19 protein-coding genes and 1 tRNA gene are annotated in these 21,492 nt (G+C 66.4%); 12 read left to right on the top strand and 8 right to left on the bottom strand.

The annotated features are described in order from the left end of the window. Nucleotides 1–82: 82 nt before the first annotated feature. Together DWV11_RS12440 and DWV11_RS12445 are read right to left on the bottom strand one after the other, a co-directional pair. Complete coding sequence (locus DWV11_RS12440) at nucleotides 83–385, bottom strand: DUF4193 domain-containing protein (RefSeq protein ID WP_115789241.1); 303 nt, start codon at nucleotides 383–385, stop codon at nucleotides 83–85. Between the two features lie 228 nt (nucleotides 386–613). After that, a complete protein-coding gene (locus DWV11_RS12445; RefSeq protein ID WP_115789242.1) occupies nucleotides 614–949 on the bottom strand; it encodes a hypothetical protein in 336 nt (111 codons plus the stop codon). 340 nt (nucleotides 950–1,289) lie between these two features. On the opposite strand from DWV11_RS12445, the gene DWV11_RS12450 reads away from it, so the two are divergent. Continuing rightward, nucleotides 1,290–1,775 carry a hypothetical protein gene (locus tag DWV11_RS12450; protein ID WP_115789243.1) on the top strand — a complete coding sequence of 162 codons (486 nt, stop codon included), beginning with the start codon at nucleotides 1,290–1,292 and terminating at the stop codon, nucleotides 1,773–1,775. Here the strand turns inward: DWV11_RS12450 and DWV11_RS12455 are convergent. The 3 genes from DWV11_RS12455 to DWV11_RS12465 form a co-directional block, all read right to left on the bottom strand. Further along, nucleotides 1,744–2,940: a metal-dependent hydrolase family protein gene (locus DWV11_RS12455; RefSeq protein ID WP_115789244.1), complete on the bottom strand. Its 1,197-nt coding sequence runs from the start codon at nucleotides 2,938–2,940 to the stop codon at nucleotides 1,744–1,746. The genes DWV11_RS12450 and DWV11_RS12455 overlap by 32 nt on opposite strands. Further along, complete coding sequence (locus DWV11_RS12460; RefSeq protein ID WP_115789245.1) at nucleotides 2,930–4,378, bottom strand: MFS transporter; 1,449 nt, start codon at nucleotides 4,376–4,378, stop codon at nucleotides 2,930–2,932. The genes DWV11_RS12455 and DWV11_RS12460 overlap by 11 nt, the downstream gene beginning before the upstream one ends. A 156-nt stretch (nucleotides 4,379–4,534) precedes the next feature. Continuing rightward, a complete protein-coding gene (locus DWV11_RS12465; protein WP_115789246.1) occupies nucleotides 4,535–5,521 on the bottom strand; it encodes an ornithine cyclodeaminase family protein in 987 nt (328 codons plus the stop codon). Nucleotides 5,522–5,690: 169 nt separating this feature from the next. On the opposite strand from DWV11_RS12465, the gene DWV11_RS12470 reads away from it, so the two are divergent. Next, nucleotides 5,691–6,362: a GntR family transcriptional regulator gene (locus DWV11_RS12470; RefSeq protein WP_245953595.1), complete on the top strand. Its 672-nt coding sequence runs from the start codon at nucleotides 5,691–5,693 to the stop codon at nucleotides 6,360–6,362. Nucleotides 6,363–6,685: 323 nt separating this feature from the next. Here DWV11_RS12470 and DWV11_RS12475 read toward each other — a convergent pair. Both DWV11_RS12475 and DWV11_RS12480 read right to left on the bottom strand, forming a co-directional pair. Next, nucleotides 6,686–6,759 (bottom strand) — tRNA-Thr (locus tag DWV11_RS12475). 159 nt (nucleotides 6,760–6,918) lie between these two features. After that, complete coding sequence (locus tag DWV11_RS12480) at nucleotides 6,919–7,803, bottom strand: DsbA family protein (protein WP_115789247.1); 885 nt, start codon at nucleotides 7,801–7,803, stop codon at nucleotides 6,919–6,921. A gap of 173 nt (nucleotides 7,804–7,976) precedes the next feature. Between DWV11_RS12480 and DWV11_RS12485 the strand changes: the two genes are divergently transcribed. The 4 genes from DWV11_RS12485 (at nucleotide 7,977) to DWV11_RS12500 (ending at nucleotide 13,080) form a co-directional block, all read left to right on the top strand. Then, nucleotides 7,977–9,467 (top strand): alpha,alpha-trehalose-phosphate synthase (UDP-forming), encoded by a 1,491-nt coding sequence (locus DWV11_RS12485; RefSeq protein WP_115789248.1) that lies wholly within the window; start codon nucleotides 7,977–7,979, stop codon nucleotides 9,465–9,467. Then, complete coding sequence (gene otsB, locus DWV11_RS12490) at nucleotides 9,457–10,275, top strand: trehalose-phosphatase (protein WP_115789249.1); 819 nt, start codon at nucleotides 9,457–9,459, stop codon at nucleotides 10,273–10,275. The genes DWV11_RS12485 and otsB overlap by 11 nt, the downstream gene beginning before the upstream one ends. Nucleotides 10,276–10,481: 206 nt before the next feature. After that, a complete protein-coding gene (locus DWV11_RS12495) occupies nucleotides 10,482–11,564 on the top strand; it encodes an ABC transporter ATP-binding protein (protein WP_115789250.1) in 1,083 nt (360 codons plus the stop codon). A gap of 103 nt (nucleotides 11,565–11,667) precedes the next feature. Beyond that, a complete protein-coding gene (locus tag DWV11_RS12500; protein ID WP_115789251.1) occupies nucleotides 11,668–13,080 on the top strand; it encodes a DUF4032 domain-containing protein in 1,413 nt (470 codons plus the stop codon). A 76-nt stretch (nucleotides 13,081–13,156) separates the two neighbouring features. Here the strand turns inward: DWV11_RS12500 and DWV11_RS12505 are convergent, their stop codons facing one another. After that, on the bottom strand, nucleotides 13,157–13,846 hold the full coding sequence (locus DWV11_RS12505) for a GntR family transcriptional regulator (RefSeq protein ID WP_245953597.1): 690 nt from the start codon (nucleotides 13,844–13,846) through the stop codon (nucleotides 13,157–13,159). Nucleotides 13,847–14,180: 334 nt separating this feature from the next. Here DWV11_RS12505 and DWV11_RS12510 point away from each other — a divergent pair, with 334 nt between their 5' ends. The 6 genes from DWV11_RS12510 (at nucleotide 14,181) to DWV11_RS12535 (ending at nucleotide 21,446) form a co-directional block, all read left to right on the top strand. Then, nucleotides 14,181–15,197: an ABC transporter permease gene (locus DWV11_RS12510; protein ID WP_115789253.1), complete on the top strand. Its 1,017-nt coding sequence runs from the start codon at nucleotides 14,181–14,183 to the stop codon at nucleotides 15,195–15,197. A gap of 93 nt (nucleotides 15,198–15,290) precedes the next feature. Further along, nucleotides 15,291–17,015, top strand: a complete 1,725-nt coding sequence (locus DWV11_RS12515; RefSeq protein WP_115789254.1) for an ABC transporter substrate-binding protein — start codon at nucleotides 15,291–15,293, stop codon at nucleotides 17,013–17,015. Between the two features lie 63 nt (nucleotides 17,016–17,078). Further along, a complete protein-coding gene (locus tag DWV11_RS12520; protein ID WP_115789255.1) occupies nucleotides 17,079–18,080 on the top strand; it encodes an ABC transporter permease in 1,002 nt (333 codons plus the stop codon). Next, on the top strand, nucleotides 18,077–19,156 hold the full coding sequence (locus DWV11_RS12525) for an ABC transporter ATP-binding protein (RefSeq protein WP_245953599.1): 1,080 nt from the start codon (nucleotides 18,077–18,079) through the stop codon (nucleotides 19,154–19,156). The genes DWV11_RS12520 and DWV11_RS12525 overlap by 4 nt, the downstream gene beginning before the upstream one ends. 7 nt (nucleotides 19,157–19,163) lie before the next feature. Further along, nucleotides 19,164–20,186: an ABC transporter ATP-binding protein gene (locus tag DWV11_RS12530; protein WP_115789257.1), complete on the top strand. Its 1,023-nt coding sequence runs from the start codon at nucleotides 19,164–19,166 to the stop codon at nucleotides 20,184–20,186. Nucleotides 20,187–20,210: 24 nt separating this feature from the next. Next, nucleotides 20,211–21,446: an amidohydrolase family protein gene (locus tag DWV11_RS12535; protein WP_115789258.1), complete on the top strand. Its 1,236-nt coding sequence runs from the start codon at nucleotides 20,211–20,213 to the stop codon at nucleotides 21,444–21,446. Nucleotides 21,447–21,492: the final 46 nt, after the last annotated feature.

The raw sequence follows: 21,492 nt of genomic DNA on the forward strand, positions 1-21,492 counted from the left end.
GCAAGAAAAGGAGCCAGGCACAAAAAGAAGCCCCGCCTGGCCGACAGTCCGGCAGACGGGGCTTGCTCAGTCGTGCGAGGGCTTAGCCTTCGCAGTCGTAGCAGTACTTGAGGCCGTTCTTCTCCAGCGCGATCTGCGAGCGGTGACGGACCAGGAAGCAGGACGAACAGGTGAATTCATCGGACTGCTCAGGGACGACGACAACTGTCAGTTCTTCGCCGGAAAGATCGGCGCCGGGAAGGTCGATGCCCTCAGCTGTGTCGTTCTCGTCAACATCGATGACAGCCGTCTGGGCACCGGCGCCGCGGGACGCCTGAAGGGCCTCAAGCGATTCGGCGGGAGACTCTTCTTCGGTCTTGCGTGGGGCGTCGTAATCGGTAGCCATGAGTGTGGTTCGCTTTCGTTGCTGCACAGTGCCATTCCGGCACCTCAGTGAAGGAGTTTAGGGCATAGTACACGGCTTCAACGAATAGTGTGTCCAAGAAAACATTTTCGCTTTCCAGGCAGCGGTTTCAGCCCGGAATCCCGAGGTATTTAGCGCAGCCGGGTTAAATATGGAAGCCTCCACGGGAGGGCCCGCGGAAGCTTCCATTTTCTCTCAGCCGTGTCCGACCTAGCTGGAGGGACCGCCCGGACCGTACATGACTGAGTAGTGCGAGAGGTCCTTGCCGGAGGTGTGCCAGATGGTCACGCTGGTGACTCCGGGATCGTAGTAGGTGATTTCCGCACCGAGGCCCTGGTTCGCCGAGCCCGCCTTGACGCAGGTTGCGGTGATGACCATGCCGGCCGGCGCCGTCAAGGTGATCGACGTCTGGCTTCCGGTGACATCAATCCGGCCCGAATCCCATTCCGGACAAAGCTGTCCGGCGGGCGGGGCAGCGCTGGCGGGCATGGCCCCGCCGAGGAAAACCATGCCCGCAACAGCAGCCGCGGCCAGTATTCGCTTCATTCTTCACTCCTCAATGAGCATTGGAATTTCCAGTCCCGGGATCCCTGTTGTTCCCACGACTTCTGCGTTCTGGCCGGCCCTTTCAATAGATGAAATCCGCGCACCCGGATCGTTGGCACATGACGCGCCCCAACTGTGCACCATCTCCACCGTCCAGCTTCGTGACAGATGGCATCCCGTTGAATGCCTGCACGCTCCGTGCGTGCTGCTAGAAACAATAGGGACGCGTGGGAACATCCGCCCGAGTAGTCGGTACTCGTCTTTTGGGCCCCTTCCACGGCGTCTTGAGTCCCGATTACCTATTCCTTTGCTCCCACTACCCGGGCACCATGGAGTAGTCATGGATCCCAAGGAGATTCAGGCCCCAAGCTACGTGCCGTGGCTGCTCGGCCCCCTCGCCACGGGCTTGGGCCTGCTGGCACATCTGCTTTCCGGCGGCGCGCTGCCCTGGCCGCCGGCGCTCCTTGCCCTGGCGGCGCTGCTCAGCATGGCGGCGTCGCTGGTTTCCCGGCTGCGGTTGCCCGCGTGGGCGCTGCTCCTGCTCTGCGGGCTGGCACAGCAGGTACTGCATCCCGCCTTCGCGCTCTTCTCTGGAGTATCCGCGGGACCCCAGGGCGTATCGCACGCCCACGTGCTGCTCCTGCCCCCGGTTCCGGGGTCCACCGCGGCGCCCGCGGGGCACCTGCAGGAACTGATGCTCGTCACCCACGTGGCCGCGGCGTTGCTGACCGCCCTGATCATGGCCGGGGCCGGCAGCCGCTTCACGCGTCGGCCGGCCCCAGGCGGCGGCAGCGTCAAGGAATCGGCACAGGATCGCCGTCGCTGAGGATGAACTTCAGCGAGCGCCCGTCGGCCAGGACCCCGATATCCGTCAGCGGATCCCCTTCCACAGCGATCAGGTCCGCGTAGCCGCCCTCGGCTACCACGCCTGCATTGCCGCTCTCCCCCACGATTTCCGCGCCGACCAGCGTTGCCGAGCGGAGCACCTCCAAAGGTGTCTGCACCCGGGCACGGAGGCGGAACTCTTCGAGTTGGTGGGCCAGCCCGGCACCGTGCAGATCCGTCCCGTAGCCGATCCGGACACCGGCCGCCGACGCCTTGGCCAGCGACTCGATGCCGCGTTCAAAGATCTCTTCCACCGCGGCCTTCTTGGCCGGGTCCAGGCCGTGCCCGCTGGCTCCGGAGAGGATCGCCCAGTACGTGGCCAGGGTGGGCACGTAGAAGGCTCCCTTCTCCTGGAACAGCTCGATGCATTCGCCGTCCAGGAGGTTGCCGTGCTCAATCGTGCGCACACCCAGCCGCAGTGCCCGCGAGACGGCCTCCGCTGTGTAGACATGCGCTGCGATGTAGCGGTGCGCCAGCCGGGCCTCGTCGACGGCGGCGATCACCTCCGCGTCCGAGAAGCCCAGCGCTTCGAGCCGCATCTTGGAGACGACCCCGCCCGAGAGCGTGAGCTTCGCGTGGTCTGCGCCGTCGCGGAACTCCGCACGCAGTGCCCGGCGGAGTTCCACCTCGCCGTCGCAGACCTTCGTGAGGATGTGGCCGCCGGTGGGGGCGAAGATCGGTCCGCCGGCCTTGAGCCTGGGCCCCGTGACCAGCCGCTCTTCCACGGCGCGGGACAGCCCCGTGTCCGCCCCGCCCATGTCGCGGACCAGCGTGAAGCCGCGTAGGAGCATCTCATGCATCACCCGGGCCGTGCGTGCGGCATGGTACGACGGCGTCCAGGACAGGATCTCGTTGAAGTCACCGGAGGCCTGGGTGACATGGGCATGGGCGTCGATCATGCCCGGCAGCACCGTCAGGCCGCTGAGGTCGATGTCGACGGCGTCCGCTACCGTGCGGCTGGACCCCGAAATTTCTGCGATCCTGCCGTCGCGGGCGACGATGGTGCGCGAGGGGCCCACCTCGCCGCTCCCGACGTCGAGGATACGCGCGTTGCGGAGGACGACTGGCTGGGAGCGGGCTTGCCCGGGGTCGGTCCTAACCGGCATCGTGGTTCATTTCGCCTGCCCGCACCGACGGGCTGGTGGGGCCGAGCCGGCCGGCTGCGTCCGCCGTCGCCGTTTCCGCCTTCCCGGAGGCGCGCTGATCGATGTCCTCGAGGGAGCGGCCGCTGGTGGAAACGCCGAAGACGAGGACCACCAGGGCCGCGCCTCCGAGGACCGCCATGACCATGGTGAACACACCGCCGAAGCCCAGCACCGGGTAGGCCGCGCCGATCAGGATCGGAGCGGTGATGCCGCCGATCCGGCCGAAGGCCGAAGCGCTGCCCATACCGGTTGCGCGGAGCCTGGTTCCGTAGACCTCAGGGGTGTAGGCGTAGAGGCCGGCGTAGCAGCCGTTCATGAAGAAGGAGAGCAGGGATCCGAAGGCCAGGACCGCGCCCTCGGCAGGGGCCTGGGACAACAGGAACGCCGAGACTGCGCCGCCGGTCAGGTAGATCGCGATGGTCACGCGGCGGCTGAGCCGTTCATTCAGGAACGCCGCACTGTAGTAGCCCGGAATCTGCGCGATGGTAATGATCAGCGAGTACGTGAAGCTGCCCGTGATTGTCATCCCCTTGGCTACGAGGAGTGAGGGAATCCAGACGAAGAAGCCGTAGAAGGAGAAGGTCACCGAGACCCAGAGGAGCCAGATGACCGCCGTGCGGCGGGCGTTGCCGTGCCGCCACAGGTCTGCCTGCTGGAACAGCGGCGGCGCCTTCGGCGTCTCTGCCCTGACAGCGACGACGGCTGAGCCGCTGGTGCGGACGAGGCGTCCTTCTTCGAGGCCTTGGACGATCTGTTCGGCTTCGGCGTCGCGGCCCCGGGTGAGGAGCCAGCGCGGGGATTCGGGAAGGACCCGCCGCCACCAGAGGAGCATCACGATCGGGGCCGCCGTGACGAGCTGGCCGATCCGCCATCCCTCAGGGGAACCGGCGACGACGGTGGTGCCGATCAGCGCGGCGCTGACGTAGCCGAGGGCGAAGAAGCCGGCCACCGCACCGACGAAGAAGCCGCGCCGCTTCTTCGGGATGAACTCGGCGATGAAGGTGGGAATGATGGCGGCCTCGGCGCCGATGCCGATGCCTGCGATCACCCGCATGGTGAAGAAGAACTCCCAGTTCTGGGAGAACGCGGCAACGACGGTCGCGGTGGCGTAGAGGGCCAGGGCGTACATCATCACCTTGCGGCGGCCTATCCGGTCGCCAAGGGCGCCGGCTCCGATCGCTCCGATGAAGATACCGATCAGGAGCGAGCTGCCGATGAGTCCGGCCTGGGCGCCGTCCAGGTGCCAGAGCGGTTTGATGATCGGCATGATGTAGGAGACGAGCGAGCCGTCCATGCCGTCGAAGAGCAGACCAAGGCCTCCGATGAACGCCAGCTGGATGTGGGGCTTGCCGACCCGCATGCCGTCCATGCGTTCAAGGAGTGACCGCGTCGTTGCCATCACATTGCCTTTCTGTTGGGGAGAACGGGAATCCTGTGTGGGGTACCAGAGCGTCCATTCATCGCTCCTGGCATACAGGATTCCATTATTTGTGTGCAATGTCACTAGTGAAAGGTGACATTTTATAGTTTTGGCATGCCAAGTGACCGAGCCGCCCTAGGCGGAGAGATCGACCTTCAGGCCGAGGCCGCGCTCCACCGCGGCGTCATAGAGAAGCCGCCCGATGGCCAGGTCCTGCAGCCCCATGCCGACGGAGTTGAAGAGGGTCACTTGCTCGCGGCTTTCTCGGCCGGCCACCGAACCGGCGATCACCTGGCCGAGCTCGCCCGCCACGTCCTCGACCCGAAGTGCCCCCTCCTCGACCGCGAGGAGCAAATCGCCGGACTTCGCCAGTGCGGTTTCCAAGCTGTCTACCACCACCCGCGAGCGCGCCATCGCCTCGGCATCGACCTCGCGGTGGTCGGGGCGGGGGCGGGCTCCGACCGCATTGACGTGCAGGCCCTCGCCGAACCACCGGCCGAAGACAATCGGCGACACTGACGGGGTCAGCGTGCACACGACATCACTGGCATCCAGGACCCCGGGCAAGCGTTCCGCGCGGACAACCTCGACACCATGACGTTCCACGGCACGGCGGAAGGAATCCACGGTCGCAGCCGTGCGGGACCAGACCACCACGGTGTCGATCGGGAGGACCGCCCGCAGTGCTTCGACGTGCGCAACCGCCAAGGCACCTGCTCCGACCAGGCCCAGGACCCTGCTGTCGGGCCGGGCAAGGTGGCGGGAAGCCACAGCTGTCATGGCCGCAGTCCGGATCCGGGTGGGGACACGCCCGTCGAGCAGGGCAAGGGTTTCGCCCGTTGACCGGTCGGCGAGGACAATCGACGAGCGCTGGGACGGCAGCCCCGCCTGGGCATTCTCCGGGATGTCACTGAGCAGTTTCGAGGCGACCAGGCCGCGCGGCGCCGAGGCTGCGGCCATGACCAGGTAGCGGGAATCGGCGTCGGGAAGCTTCATGGAAAGCGGGGCCGGCTGGGCGGCCGCACCGTTCGCCTGGTCTACCAGGCTGCTTTCCAGCGCTTGGATCGTCGCTTTCATGTCAACCGCTGCAGCCAGCTCTGAAGCGCTGAGAATAAGGGCCAAGGGGGTCTCCTTCCAAAGTGTTATCAGGATCACGATAGAATACTTTTGGCATGCCAAACAGGGATGGCGTCCGGGAAACTTGCCGAATTCATCGCTTCGGGTGGATTATTGGCATGCCAAAGAAGCCCGCGCCGTCGAGGTGGGCAGCAAGTGAGAAAAGGAGCCCCTGATGACCGCTGAGGCGATGGCGACGCGACCTTCGGCTTCGCGCACCGGGAGCGTCTACGAGTGGATACGCGAGCGGATCATCGACGGCACATACCCGCCCGGACAGCGGATCCGCGAGCGCGAGGTCGCCCTGGAACTGGAGGTATCGCGCGTTCCGGTGCGGGAGGCGCTCCCCCAGCTCGAAAGCGAAGGCTACATCGAAACGCTCCCCCGGCGCGGCGCCGTCGTGACCCACCTGACCGTCCAGGGCGTCACGGAACTGTTCGACGTCCGCGCCAGCCTCGAAGTCCTCGCCGCCCGCCTGGCGGCCGAGGCAGCGGCGGCGGGGGCGGACACCGGCCGCCTGACGGGCCTGCTGGCCGAAGCGGGCAGGGCGCTTGTCACGGGCGACGAACGGCTGATCGCCGACCTCAACGCCCAGATCCACGAAGAAATCCTTGAGCTGAGCGGCAGCCGCCTGCTCAAGCGGCTGATGTCGCCGGTCAACGGCCAGCTCCGCCGGCTCTTCCACGTGGCCGCGGACCGCGACCAGGCCGTGCAGCACGACGAGCACAGCACCATCGTCCAGGCGATCCTGGGCGGGCATGCCGAACTTGCCGCCGCGCTGGCGTTCGCGCACGTGGAGCACAGCCGCAACGAGTGCCTGCCGATTGTGGAGAAAAGCCTCGAATGAGCATGCACCCCTGGTTTCCCGGGGTGCATGCCCGCACGGTTGCGGCCGGACCCAGCCGCTGTTGTACATGACGTACTTAGCGCGGGAGAAGTCCTTCAGAGCGTAGATGGACAGGTCCCGGCCCCTAGCCCGGGCCCTCCATCGCGTTGCCGCCGACGGCGATCGTCAGCCCGTCCTTGCGGACGTCCTCGAGCGCGGCGAGCACCCTCTTGTCATGCGCCCGGGATCATCGAACCGCACCGCCGTGGCTTGCTGCCAAAACCGCATACAAGAAAACCCCGCCTGAAGCTGCATACTCGCATGCACTGGCGGGGTTCAATCGGAGCCCCCTGCCGGATTCGAACCGGCGACCCCCTGTTTACAAGACAGGTGCTCTGGCCAACTGAGCTAAGGAGGCGTGTCCCGGCGGACCCGGAACCTCTGCCCCGGCCTTACGCGGGGCACTGCGTCAAAAAAGAACGCTCAACAAGGGTAGCTCATTCCTGGGCCCACCCTCCAAAACGCGGCTGCGGGCCGCGCGCCGAAACCAAGAGCGCGGCCCGCAAACGCAGGGAAGTCACTTCTTCGCGGCGATGGCCTTGTTCAGTTCGCCGGGGAAGTCCGGGGTCGTCTGGCCGTTCCACTGCTTGCCGTCGATGAAGACGGTGGGCGTGCCGGTGACGCCGATGTTCGCGGTCTCCTGGGTGATGACCTTCACGTAGGGCCGGTAGGTCTTGTTGTCCACGCAGGAGTCGATGTTGGCGGCGCCCACCTCAGTGGCCATCTTCTTGAGGTCGTTGTCCGAGATGCCGGCGCTGCCCTCGGCGGGCTGGCGTTCGAACAGCAGGTTGAAGAAGGCCGCGTACTTGTCCGGCGAGGTGTTCACCACGCAGGCCGCCGCATTGGCGGCGCGGGAGGAGTAGTTGGTGGTGGAGCGGCTGTCCAGGAAGCCCAGGGCTCGGTATTCCAGGGTGATCTTGCCTTCATCCCGCAGCTTGGTCAGCGTTTCGCCGTACGCAGTTTCGAAGCTCTTGCAGACGGGGCAGATGAAGTCGATGTACGCCACGACCTTGACGGGCTTTCCCGCCTCGGCCTCGGCGCCCGGTGCGACGACGGTGGCGGGCTTGGTGGCCGGTGCGGACGGCAGGGCGGCGAGGTCGACGCTGGCGGCCTCGGACTTGGCCACTTCGGTGCCCTTCAGCAGAGTCACGCCACCGTGCACGTTGCCGTTGGCCGGCGTCGGGCCCTTGTCCGCGATGGGGGCGTTGTTCTGGATGCCCTGCATGACGGTCACCGCGATGATGCCAACGATCACCACAACGGCAACCACGATGCCCCAGCCGATGAGCAGCTTGTTCCGTTTGTCCCTCTTAAGCTGCGCTTCGCGGATCTCGCGGGCGCGTTCCCGGGCCTGGGCGGTGCGCTCTGCCTTGGACAGGCGTGGTTCGTTTGCGGGGCTCATCAGTTCCTCGTTGTTCGGTGGCTGTTACGGGGGTAGGGCACTGTGGCCAGTTTACGGGTGAAGACCGCGCGTCCGGCTGAGGGCGCCACCCCGTCCAATGAACGAGCGGATGTGGGTGATGATTCCCGCCGGTAGGGTGGGATGTGAGTCACAAGCCATCCCAGGGGGCAGCAATGCAGAATCCGGCAAGCGAAAAACTCACGGCCAAGGCGAAGGAAAGACCCTCGCCCGCGCCGGCCAAATACGACTTCATGGTGGTCTCCAACCGGCTGCCTGTGGACCGCTGTTCCGCTGACGACACGGCGAACAGCGGCGAAGGCTGGAGGCGCTCGCCCGGCGGGCTGGTCACGGCCCTGGCCCCCTTCATGGCAAAAAGCGACGGCGCGTGGGTCGGCTGGCACGGCGCCCCGGACGAAGCCGTCGAACCTTTCAGCCACGACGACATGGATCTGATCCCCGTGGAGCTCAGCGCGGACGATGTTGAGCTGTATTACGAAGGCTTTTCCAACGCCACGCTGTGGCCGCTTTACCACGACGTGATCGCCCGCCCGGAGTTCCACCGGACGTGGTGGGACGCCTACCGCCGCGTGAACCAGAGGTTCGCCGACGCCGTCGTGCAGTCCGCCGACAAGAACGCCACGATCTGGGTGCAGGACTACCAGCTTCAGCTGGTCCCGCAGATGCTGCGCAGGGTGCGTCCGGACCTGAAAATCGGCTTCTTCAACCACATTCCGTTCCCGCCGCCGGAAATCTTCGCCCAGCTGCCCTGGCGGCAGGCGATCCTCGAAGGCCTGCTGGGCTCGGACCTGGTGGGCTTCCAGCGCCCCAGCGATGCCGCGAACTTCATGCGCTCCGCCCGCCGCTTCCTCGGGGCGAGCGTCAAGCAGCAGCAGGTACAAGTCCGGGATTCCATCGGCGAAGTTACACACATCGCCCGCGCCCAGGCCTTCCCGATCTCCATCGCGGTGGAGCAGATCAGCGAGCTCGCCGAGCGCCCGGACATCGTCGAGCGCGCACGGCAGATCCGCCACGACCTCGGCAATCCGCGGACCATCCTGTTGGGCGTGGACCGCCTCGACTACACCAAGGGCATCCGCCACCGGCTTAAGGCCTTCGAGGAACTGCTGCAGGACGGCAGCCTGAAAGTCCAGGACGCCACGCTCATCCAGGTGGCCAGCCCCAGCCGTGAGCGCGTGGAACAGTACCGGATCCTCCGCGAGGAGATCGAAGGCACGGTGGGCCATATCAACGGCACATACGACACCATGCAGAACACCGCGGTGCGCTACCTCCACCACAGCTACCCGGTGGAGGAAATGGTGGCGCTGTACCTCGCCGCGGACGTCATGCTGGTCACGGCACTGCGGGACGGCATGAACCTCGTTGCCAAGGAATACGTCGCCGCGCGGACCAACCACACCGGCGCCCTGGTGCTGAGCGAGTTCACCGGCGCGGCCGACCAGCTCAAGCAGGCCCTCCTCGTGAATCCGCACGACATCGACGGGCTCAAGAGCACCATCATGCGGGCGGTCGACCTGCCGGCAGGCGAGGCCCGGCGCAGGATGCGCGCCATGCGCAAGCAGATCCTGGACCACGACGTCGACCACTGGTCCTCCGAATTCCTCGCCGCCCTGGCAGAAAAGGTGGTCCGCAATGACAGCTGAGAACAAGCCGCCCCTGAGCCTCTCGCCCGACCTGCTCGACGCCGTGCGCACCATCGCGGAAACCGAGCAGCTGCTGGTGGCCATGGACTTTGACGGCACCATCTCGCCGATCGTCGACCATGCCGGTGATGCCCGTCCCTTGCCGCGTTCGGCTGCAGCTCTCGCCGAACTCGCCGCCCTGCCCCGCACGACGACGGCGCTCATCTCCGGGCGGGCCCTGTCCAGCCTGCGCGCGGTCGCCGCCCCTCCTGCCGCGACCCTGCTGATCGGCAGCCACGGCGCCGAGGCCTGGCTGGGGCCCGGCTCCGCCGGGCTGCGGCTGGACCCCGACCAGGAGGCACTGCTGGCGGAGGTCCGCGGAATCCTGGCCGAAATCGTGGCCATCGCTCCGGGGACCCTCCTCGAGGACAAGCCCGCCGGCGTCGTGCTCCACACCCGGTTGGCCGACGACGACGTGGCAGAGGACGCCGTCGACGCGGCCCGCACCGCGCTGCAGGACAAGCACGGTGTCTACCTGAAGGATGGCAAACGCGTCCTGGAAGCCTCCGTGGTCCACGCCTCCAAAGGCGAGGCGCTGGCGTTCCTGCGCCAGGCCACCGGCGCGACGGCGGTGCTGTTCGCCGGCGACGACGTCACCGACGAGGACGCACTGGCCAGGCTCCACCCGGGGGACATCGGCGTCAAGGTGGGCCTGGACTTCACCCAGGCCCAATTCCGGGTCGAGGCGCCGGTCCACGTGGCAGAACTCCTCGAAGCCGTGCTCCGGGAACGGCGCGAAAATGTCGCCGCCGAACACCCGGAAGTGTGACGGACGTAACATTTGCTTCGCCTGGGATGATTTCTGGCATACTCTCTTTTGTGACGCGGCGCACAGACACCGTGCGGCGTCGCATGAGCTCCCTGACCGAGCCGCCTTTCATGAGGCGTCCCTCGGCGGGGAGTCCAACTGAATAAAAAGAACCATTCACAACGGATCGTCCGGCACGTACCTGCCGGTGAAGGGAAATGAGAACTGTGGCTACAGTTACTTTTGACAACGCTACGCGTCTGTACCCGGGCACAGACAAGCCCGCCGTCGATAAGCTCAACATCGACATCGCCGATGGCGAATTCCTGGTCCTCGTCGGACCCTCCGGTTGCGGTAAGTCCACCTCCCTGCGCATGCTCGCAGGCCTTGAGGACGTCAACTCCGGCCGTATCCTCATCGGCGACCGCGACGTCACTGACGTTCCGCCGAAGGACCGCGACATCGCAATGGTCTTCCAGAACTACGCCCTCTACCCGCACATGACCGTCGCGGACAACATGGGCTTCGCGCTGAAGATCGCCGGCGTTTCCAAGGAAGAGCGTGCAGAGCGCGTCCGCGAAGCCGCCAAGCTCCTGGACCTCGAGCAGTACCTGGACCGCAAGCCGAAGGCCCTCTCCGGCGGCCAGCGCCAGCGCGTTGCCATGGGCCGCGCGATCGTCCGTAACCCGCAGGTCTTCCTCATGGACGAACCGCTGTCCAACCTGGATGCCAAGCTCCGTGTCCAGACCCGTACCCAGATCGCTTCCCTGACCCGCCGCCTCGGCGTCACCACTGTCTACGTGACCCACGACCAGGTCGAGGCCATGACCATGGGTGACCGCGTCGCAGTGCTCAAGGACGGCCTCCTTCAGCAGGTCGACACCCCGCGCAACCTCTACGACCGCCCGCAGAACGTCTTCGTTGCCGGCTTCATCGGCTCCCCCGCCATGAACCTGCTCGAGCTCCCGGTTGTCGGGGACGGCGTACAGTTCGGTGGCGCTGTCTACCCCGTCAAGCACGACGTCCTCGAAGACGCCACCGGCAAGACTGTCACCCTTGGTGTGCGTCCGGAAGACCTTGAGACCGTCGGGGCCGGCGAAGGCCTGCAGGTTGAGGTCGACGTCGTCGAAGAACTCGGCGCCGACGCCTACGTCTACGGCCACACCACCCTGGACGGCAAGGACCACGACATCGTGGCCCGCGTCGACGGCCGCCGCCCCCCGATGAAGGGCGAGGCCATCTTCGTCCGTCCGCAGCAGGGCCACGTGCACCTGTTCGACACCAAGACGGGCCTGCGCCTGGGCGACTAACGTCCACCGACAAAGCAATAACCGCATAACCGACGGCGGCTCCTCCACACGGATGGGCCGCCGTCGGCGTTAAACGCCCACTTCATACGGAAGAATTGACACCATGACCGAGCAAAGCGGAGCCCAGTGGCATGACGAACCGACCGACTACGGGCAGATCGGCAAGCTGCCGCGTACCGAAGCCGCCAGCGCCAAGGACACCGCTCCCCCGGCGAGCGTGATTGGCTCGCTCAACATCACCGCAGCCGCCGCCGATCCCGAACTGCTGGATCTCCCCTGGCACATCGCGCTGGAGGACTGGCCGGCGGAAAACCTTGCCGCCCTGCCCCGCGGCATCTCGCGCCACATCGTGCGTTTCGCGCACCTGGGCGGTTCGGTCATCGCCATCAAGGAAACCTCCGAACACGTGGCCCGCCACGAGTACCACATGCTCCGCAAACTGGCCCGCCTGGACGTGCCCTGCGTTGAGCCCGTCGCCGTGATCACCGGACGCACCACGCCCGATGGCAGGCCGCTGAACCCCGTGCTCGTTACCCGGCACCTGAAGTTCTCCATGCCGTACCGCGCCCTGTTCTCCCAGATGCTCCGCAAGGACACCCTGACGCGCCTGATCGACGCGCAGGCGCTCCTGCTGGTGCGCCTGCACCTGATCGGCTTCTACTGGGGCGACGTTTCCCTCTCGAACACCCTGTTCCGCCGCGACGCGGGCGCCTTCGCCGCCTACCTCGTGGACGCAGAAACCGGCGAACTGTACCCGGACCTGTCCACCGGCCAGCGCGAATACGATCTCGAGATCGCCCGCGTGAACATCGCCGGGGAGCTGATGGACCTGCTGGACGGCGGACTCATCGAGGAGAAAGTGGACCCCGTGGCCACCTCCGAGCTCATCATGGACTCCTACCGCCGCCTCTGGGCCGAACTCACCGGGAAGGAATCCTTCGAACTGGGCGAGCGCTGGCGCGTCGGCGCCCGCATCCGCCGACTCAACGAACTCGGCTTCGACGTCGAGGAATACGCCATCAAGACCACCGCGGACGGGTCGACCATCCAGCTGCAGCCCAAGGTCGTCGACGCCGGCCACCACCAGAGGCGCCTGCTGCGCCTCACGGGGCTGGACGCCCAGGAGAACCAGGCCCGCCGCCTGCTCAACGACATGGACCAGTTCCGGGCGGACAACAACCCGGAAATGGACGAGGAATACAGCGCCCACCTGTGGGTGAGCCAGATCTTCGAGCCGATTGTCCGCTCCATCCCGCGCGAACTGGCGGGCAAGCTGGAACCGGCCGAGGTGGTCCACGAGGTCCTCGAACACCGTTGGTACATGAGCCAGAAGCAGGACCGCCACATCCCGCTGGCCGAAACCGTGCAGTCCTACCTGGACACGGTGCTGCGCCACCGGCGGGACGAAGCCGCGATCATGCTCAACCCCGACACCGAGCTGCTGAAGATCCTGGAAGTCGAAACCGAAGAGTCCCGGTACAGCGAGCTTGAGGACTATCCGGACGCGGACGACTGATGCCGGACCGCTGATGACGACGACGGCCGGGTTGCCGCCTGCGGGCAGCAACCCGGCCGTCGGGGTTTAAAGAGCCTTAGGGTTCCAGTGTTCCCGCGAGGCCACGGAGCACGGGTTCGCGGCCCAGTTCGATGTGGGAGTAGGCGAGGGAGTAGGCCAGCTCAGCGTGGCCGCCGAGGATCGCCTTGCACAGTTCCACGTGCTCGTCGCGCTGGAGTTCGTTGCTGCGGTTGTGCGCCAGGCCGAAGATCCAACGCATCCTGCCGAACAGCGGCTTGACCGATTCGATCAGCAGGCGGTTGCCCGAAAGCCGAACGATCTCCGCGTGGAACGCGGCACTGAGGCGTACGACGTCGTCGGTGCGGCCGTCGTCGATCGCCTGCCGTCCGGCGTCGAGCAGTTCCTGCAGGCTCTCGCCCGGGGCGCCCTGGGCGACCTGCACGGCGGCCATCCGTGCGGCGAAGGTTTCCAGGCACAGCCGCACGTCGAAGAGATCATTGACGTCGCTGAGGCTCAGCCTGCGTACCACCGCGCCGCGGCGCGGGAAGGTTTCCACGAAGCCGTCCTGCTCCAGCCGCTGGATGGCCTCGCGCACCGGGATCCGCGAGACGCTGTAGAGCTCGGAGAGCTCCCGCTCGCGCAACCGGGTTCCTTGCGCATACTCGCCGGCAACGATCCCTTCAAGGACCAGCTGGTACACCTGTTCCGCACGGGCTTCATCGTCCCGGCCGTTCAGTGTTCCCGTAACCGGCGTCGTCATCGGCATGGCCCCTCTCCAGCTCACTGTCCCGGCACTGACCACCGGAGCACGGCGGGTCACACCGCCCATCACTTCACCCGAGCATACACGGGCCAAAACAGCTGTTCCGCAGTACCGCGGGGGTGGCCCGCGCCGGGAAGAACGCTCATCCTCACTGTGCTTCCTTTCTTTCCCCGCCGCGGCCTTCGCGGGCCGCTTTCGGGTCATATACCGCTTGGTGTTTGGTATTCCAGACAATCCACGTTTTGTGATTTACATCGCATCGGAACTATCCTAGCCTGAGTTTGGTATACAAAACGTTCCGGAGCGCACTCCTCGAACCACGAAACGAGCTTTTCCGTTGACTCAGCTTCAGTCCCCAGCCGAGCCTGGCACCGCGAGCGCGGCCCCCTCCCGGGACCGGCCCGCCGAGGCCCGTTCCCTGCTGGCCACCGCCTGGCTGAGGATCCGTCGCAGCAAGATTGCCCTGCTCAGCCTGTGCGTAGTAGTGGCCATCATGCTGTTCGCGATCCTCGCACCGGTCCTCAGTGCCATGTCCGGCAATGATCCCTTCACCTCCAACACCAGCCCCGAAGTGCTTGACGACTTCGAAACCCCGGGCCTCCCGCTCCCGGGCTACATGTACCCCTCCGCCAGCCACTGGCTGGGCGTGGAACCGGGCCTCGGCCGCGACCTGTTCGCCCGCCTGGCCTTCGGCGGCCAGGTCTCCCTCACCATTGCCCTGCTGTCCACGGCCGTGTCCGTGGTCCTGGGCACAGTCCTCGGTGCGGCCGCCGGCTACTTCGGCGGTAAGACCGACGCGGTCATCAGCCGCCTCATGGATCTGTTCCTTGCCTTCCCGCACCTGCTCCTGGTGCTGTCCCTGACCCCCATCCTGCAGTCCCGGCTCCGCGATACGCCGCTGGGCCAGGGCAGCTTCCTGCCCATGGCATCACTGGTGATCATCCTGGGTTTCTTCGGCTGGGCGTACCTGGCCCGGATCGTGCGCGGCCAGGTACTCAGCCTGCGCGAGCGCGAGTTCGTCGAGGCGGCCCGTTCCTTCGGTTCCTCGCACCTGAGCATCCTGTTCCGCCAGATCATCCCCAACGTAATGGGCGTGGTGCTGGTGTATGCCACCATGCTCATTCCCACGAACATCTCCGCCGAGGCGGCGCTGTCCTTCCTGGGTGTCGGCGTCAAGGATCCCACACCGTCGTGGGGCCAGATGCTCAACGCCGCCCAGGCCGGCAACTGGTACCTGAGCGATCCGTGGTTCCTGGCCGTTCCCGGCGCCATGCTCATCGTCACCGTCCTGGCCTTCAACCTGCTCGGCGACGCCGTGCGCGATGCCCTGGATCCCAAGGCCTCCCGCCACTAGCACTCCCTGCACCCGTTCCACCGAACGCCCCCGTTCCATCCGCCCGACTCCGTCATACCCACCCTCCGTTCCATCAACTCAAAGAGGAGAACCATGAAGAACCGCAGCAGGGCGCTTGCCCTTGCCGTGCTGATCGCCACCGCCGCAACAGGCTGCGCGGCCGGCCAGAGCCAGCCGGGCAACAACGCTTCGGCAGGCCCGGTCACCGAGTCCGCACCACAGATCGTGAAGTCCGGTTTCACCACCAAGGGCGGCAACATCAACGTCCTGATGTCTTCGGACTTCCAGACCCTGGATCCCGGAAACAGCAACTACGTCCAGACGGCCAACGTCGGCCAGTTGTACTACCGGACGCTGACCATGGCCAAGGAAACCGCAGGCCAGCCGCCCAAGGTTGTCCCCGACCTCGCCACGGACACGGGCAAGGTCTCCAAGGACGGCATGAGCTGGACCTACACCCTCAAGGAAGGCATCAAATTCGAGGATGGCCGGCCGATCACCTCGGCCGACATCAAGTACGGCGTGGAGCGCACCTTCGCGCAGGACGTGTACACCCAGGCCCCGCAGGAGCTCAATGCAGCGCTCGACGACGGCGGCTACAAGGGCCCGTACAAGGATCCGTCCGCCGTGCTCAAGGCAGTGGAAACCCCCGATGCGCGCACGGTCGTCTTCCACCTGAAGAAGCCGTTCGCCGAGTTCCCGGCGCTTGCCTCCCGCTCGAACACCGCCCCTGTCCCGAAGGACAAGGACACCAAGCTGGACTACACCAACCACCCCGTCTCATCGGGCCCCTACATGGTGCAGTCCTACAGCCGCGGCAAGTCCCTCAAGCTGGTCCGAAACCCGCACTGGGATCCGGCCACCGACACCAACCGCACCGCCCTGCCGGACACCTTCAGCTTCTCGCTTTCCACCTCCCAGAGCACCATCAGCCAGCAACTGCTCGCCAACTCCGACCCCAACGCCATCACCTTGGACTCCAACGGCGCAATGCAGACCTCGGACTCGGCCAAGCTGGCCGACCCGCAGGTGAAGGACCGCGTGGCGTCCGGCCTCCTGGGCTGCAACGACGTGCTGAGCCTGAACACCGAGAAGCTCAAGGACCCGGACGTCCGCAAGGCGATCGCCCTCGCCCTGGACCGCCAGTCCATCCTGGTCCAGTACGGCGGACGCCGCTTCGGCGAACTTGAGCAGAGCCCGCTGAACTCGAAGATGGTCGGCTACGCCGATCCGGGCCTGGAGATCGACCCCGCGGGCAAGCCGAAGCTGGAGGAAGCCAAGAAGCTCCTCGAAGGCAAGGACTACCCGAAGACCCTCACGTACGGCTACGCCAACAACCGCGACTCCTACAAGAACACCGGCACCGTGGTCCAGCAGAACCTGAAGGCCCTGGGCATCGACGTGCAGCTTGTGCCGATCCCGGCCCCGAACTACTACTCCGTGCTGGCCAGCGAGCAGCTCCCGGACATGGGCCGTTCCGGCTGGTGCGGCGGCGCCGACCCGTCCTCGGTCCGCACCTCGGCCGACCCGATCCTGGGTCCGAACAACGACGGCACCAGCTACGGCTTCTCCAACACCTCCCGGTACTTCGACCCGCAGGTTTCCAAGGCCATGTACGAACTGCGCAACACGGCTGGCACCTCCGAGGAACTGGGCAAGAAGTGGGCTGAGGAGTTCAACAAGGCTCTGAAGGCCTACCCGATCATCCCGCTCATCCGCAGCCACACCAACAGCGTGGTGGGCTCCAACATCCGCAACGCCCAGGTGGGTTACTTCTTCGGCGGCATCGACCTCTCGATCGTCGGCGTCGAACACTAACCGCCTCATCGCAAAGGAGACGCGGGCCGCCCGGAAGACTCCGGGCGGCCCGCAACCAGCACCATGATCCGTTTCATCCTTCGCCGGACAGGCTCCCTGTTCCTGCTCCTCGTCGCCGTCAGCTTCATCACCTTCACCCTGTTCCAGTTCGGCCCTGCGGATCCGGCCTCCGCGGCCTGCGGCCAGGAATGCACCCCCGAACGGGTGCAGGAAGCCCGGGTGGCCCTGGGCATGGACCAGCCGTTCCTGGTCCAGTACGTGGAGTACATGCGCGGCCTGTTCTCGTCCCGCATGATCGGCGCTCCGGGCGCAGAGTCCCTCTGCCAGTGGCCCTGCCTTGGCAAGTCGTTCCAGACCAACGAGAACGTCTCGGACATCATCGCCCGTTCGCTCCCCTATACCTTCTCCATGGCCATCGGCGCCTTGGTCCTCTGGACCCTCTCCGGCGTCGGGCTCGGCCTCCTGGCCGCCCTGCGCAAGGGCTCCGCCACGGACAAATTCATCGTCGGCGCCGCCTCGGTGGGCGTCTCGCTGCCCATCCCGGTCACGGGCCTGTTCCTGCTGCTGGTGTTCGTCAACCAGTTCCACCTGCTGCCGTTCACCACCAACGAGATCAACAGTCCCTTCGGGCCGCAGGGCCCTTTGGCCTGGGTGCTGAACTACCTGCTGCCGTGGATCGCCCTCGCGGTACTGTTCAGCGCCTCCTACATCCGGGTGACGCGCACCAACATGATCGAGACCTTCGGCGAGGACTTCATCCGGACCGCCCGCGCCAAGGGCCTGGCCCCGCGCACCGTCACCTTCAAGCACGGCGTGCGCGCCGGCATCACCCCGGTGGTGACCATGCTGGGCATGGACATCGGCCTGCTCCTGGGCGGTGCCGTGCTGACCGAGCAGATCTTCTCGGTTCCGGGCCTTGGCTTCACCGCCGTCCGCGCCGCCGTTTCCGGCGACCTTCCCGTCACCATGGCCATCACCATGCTGGCCGCCTTCTTCGTCATCGTCGCGAACGTCGTCGTCGACCTCGCCTACGCAGCCATTGACCCCCGAGTGAGGCTCCAATGACCCAGCCCCAAACACGCCCGACGGCGGTCGCCGCCCCTGCGCCGAAACCCGCCTCTGCGCCCCGAGCCGTCATGACCGGAGCCTTCCTGGAGGTCCGGAACCTGTCCGTGAAGTTCCCCACCGACGACGGCGTGGTCTCCGCGGTGAACGGCATGGACTTCACGCTCGAGCGTGGCCAGACCCTCGGCATCGTGGGCGAATCCGGCTCCGGGAAGTCCGTCACCAGCCAGGCGCTCATGGGCCTGCTCAAGGGCACGTCCGCCCAGGTCACCGGGGAGGCCCTCTTCCAGGGCAAAGACCTGGTGACGCTCCCCGAAGCCGGCATGCGGCAGCTCCGCGGCCGGAACATCGGCATGATCTTCCAGGATCCGCTCTCGGCGCTGCACCCCTTCTACACGGTGGGCCACCAGATCGCCGAGGCGTACCTAGTCCACAACAAGGCGACGAAGAAGCAGGCCCGGGCGGCCGCCGTCGACATGCTGGGCCGGGTGGGAATCCCCAGCCCGGACATGCGCTTCGACGAGTACCCGCACCACTTCTCCGGCGGCATGCGCCAGCGGGCCATGATCGCCATGGCACTGATCTGCGAGCCGGAGCTGCTGATCGCCGACGAACCCACCACCGCCCTTGACGTCACGGTGCAGGCCCAGATCCTGGACCTTATGTCCGAACTCCAGCAGGAGACCAACTCTGCACTGATCCTCATCACCCACGACCTCGGGGTTGTAGCAGAGGTGTGCGACGACGTCCTGGTCATGTACGGCGGGCAGTGTGTCGAGTCCGGGCCGGTGGACGAAATCTTCTACAACACCCGGCACCCGTACACCCTGGGACTGCTCAACTCGATGCCCACCCTGACCACCGGGTCCGGCAAGCTGAACCCGATCCCGGGCCAGCCGCCGTCGCTCCTTGCCCTGCCGCAAGGCTGCATCTTCAGCGCACGCTGCGAGTACGCGGCCCTCGCCGGCGACGGCGTCTGCGAATCGCAGCGGCCCCAGTTCACCAGCGAGGACGGGCACGGCACACGCTGCCACCTGAGCGGCCCACAGATCCTCAGCATCCGGAATTCCCGATAGGACCACCATGGAACAACAGCCCATTCTCCAGGTGGAGAACCTCCAGAAGCACTTCCCCATCAAGACCGGACTCTTCGCTCCGGGCGGGAAGCGCACCGTCAAAGCCGTCGACGGCGTCTCGTTCAGCCTCGAACGCGGCACGACTTTGGGACTCGTGGGTGAGTCCGGGTGCGGCAAGTCGACCACCGGCCGGATGATCGCCCGGCTGATGGACCCCACCGGCGGGCGGATCGTCGTCGACGGCGTGGACATCAGCCAGCTGGGCGGCCGGGACCTCTACCACTTCCGGCGCAAGGTCCAGATGATCTTCCAGGACCCCTTCGCCTCACTGAACCCCCGGCAGAGCATCGGCACGGCCATCTCGGCCCCGATGGTGGCGCAAAGAATCACCCCGCAGGGCGGCCTGAAAAACCGGGTCAAGGAACTGCTGGAGCAGGTGGGGCTCAAGGCCGAGCACTACAACCGCTTCCCGCACGAATTCTCCGGCGGCCAGCGCCAGCGCGTGGGCATCGCCCGGGCCATCTCGCTGAACCCATCCGTGATCGTCTGCGACGAACCTGTCTCCGCGCTGGACGTCTCGGTGCAGGCCCAGGTGGTCAACCTGCTGCAGGAAATCCAGCAGGATACCGGAGTCTCCTATATCTTCATCGCGCACGACCTCTCCGTGGTCCGGCACATTTCGGACCAGGTGGCGGTGATGTACCTGGGCAAAATGGTGGAGCAGGGTTCCCGCGACGAGCTTTTCGACAATCCCCGCCACCCCTACACCCGGGCACTTCTTTCGGCCGTCCCGCTGCCGGACCCGCGGCAGGCCCGGGCCCAGGAGAAGATCCGGCTGCGCGGCGACCTGCCCTCCCCGGCCAACCCGCCCAGCGGCTGCGTCTTCCGCACCCGCTGCCCGCTGTTCACCACCCTCGGCGAGGAGCAAAAGCAGCGATGCGTCGGCGAAGTCCCGGTCCAGGCAGCCGCAGGCTCCCCCGCTTGCCACCACAGCACTCTGGCGGGCGCGCTGGCCGCCGGTGTGCAATAGACCCATCAACAAAGGAGCATCACTGTGAAAACCCTGATCCGTGCCGCCCGGCCCTGGGGACAGGCCTTGAGCGACGTGAGCATCGTTTCGGACAGCACAGGCGGCAAGATCACCGCCGTCGAGCCGCACGACCCGGCCCGCCCGGCCGGCGACGCCACCGTCGTCGAGGGTCGCGGCCGCCTGCTGGTCCCTTCGTTCTCCGATGTGCACGTGCACCTGGACTCCACCCGGATCGGCCTGCCCTTCCGCGAGCACACCGGCGCCCCCGGCGTCTGGGCCATGATGATGAACGACCGCCTGAACTGGCGCAAGGCCGAAGTACCGCTGAACGAGCGGGTGCAGGACACCCTGGGCCGCATGATCGCCCGCGGCACCACCCGTGTCCGCTCCTACGCCCAGGTGGACGTGGACTGCAGGCTGGAACGCTTCGAAGCCGTCCTCGCCGCCAAGGAGCACTTCAAGGACCAGGCCGACGTCGAAATCATCGCCTTCCCGCAGGCCGGCCTCCTCCGCGAAGAGGGCACCCCGGAACTGCTCGAAGAGGCCCTGAAGGCCGGTGCCACCGTGATGGGCGGCATCGACCCCTGCACCCTGGACCGCGATCCCGTGAAGCACCTGGACATCGTGTTCGGCCTGGCCGAGAAGTACCAGGTCATGGTGGACATCCACCTGCATGAACCCGGCGAGCTTGGCGTCTTCAGCACCGACCTCATCCTGGAACGCACCCGTGCACTCGGCATGCAGGGCAAGGTCACCATGTCCCATGCCTACCAACTGGGCAGCGTCAACGAGGCCACCACCCGCCGCCTCATCGACGAGTTCGCCGAACTCGACGTGTCCCTGGCCTCCGTCGCCCCGGGATCGGCCGGCGTGGCAGGCCAGTTGCCCATCCCGCTGCTCTCCGAAGCTGGCGTCCGGCTGGGCCTTGGCCAGGACGGCCAGCGCGACTACTGGTCCCCCTACGGCAACACGGACATGCTGGACCGCACCTGGCAGCTCGCCTTCACCCACGGCTTCCGCAAGGACGAACTGATCGAGCACTGCCTCGCGATCGCCAGCATCGGCGGCGCCAGCATCCTGGACCCGAACGCCACCCGGCTGAAGGGCACTGCCCACCGCCCCGGCGTCGACGTCGGAGACCCCGCGGAACTGCTGCTGGTCGACGGCGAGACGGTCGCCTCCGCCGTCATGGACCGCGGCACGGACCGCACGGTCCTGCACCGCGGCCAGGTGGTGGCGGAGCAGCTGGAGCTCGTCTAGCCCCGCTCCGCGTTAGGCGCGAACTGGCAGCAGCTGCCCTTAAGTC

It is taken from the genome of Arthrobacter silvisoli (assembly GCF_003369445.1).
In the GTDB taxonomy this organism is placed as follows: Bacteria; Actinomycetota; Actinomycetes; order Actinomycetales; family Micrococcaceae; genus Arthrobacter; species Arthrobacter silvisoli.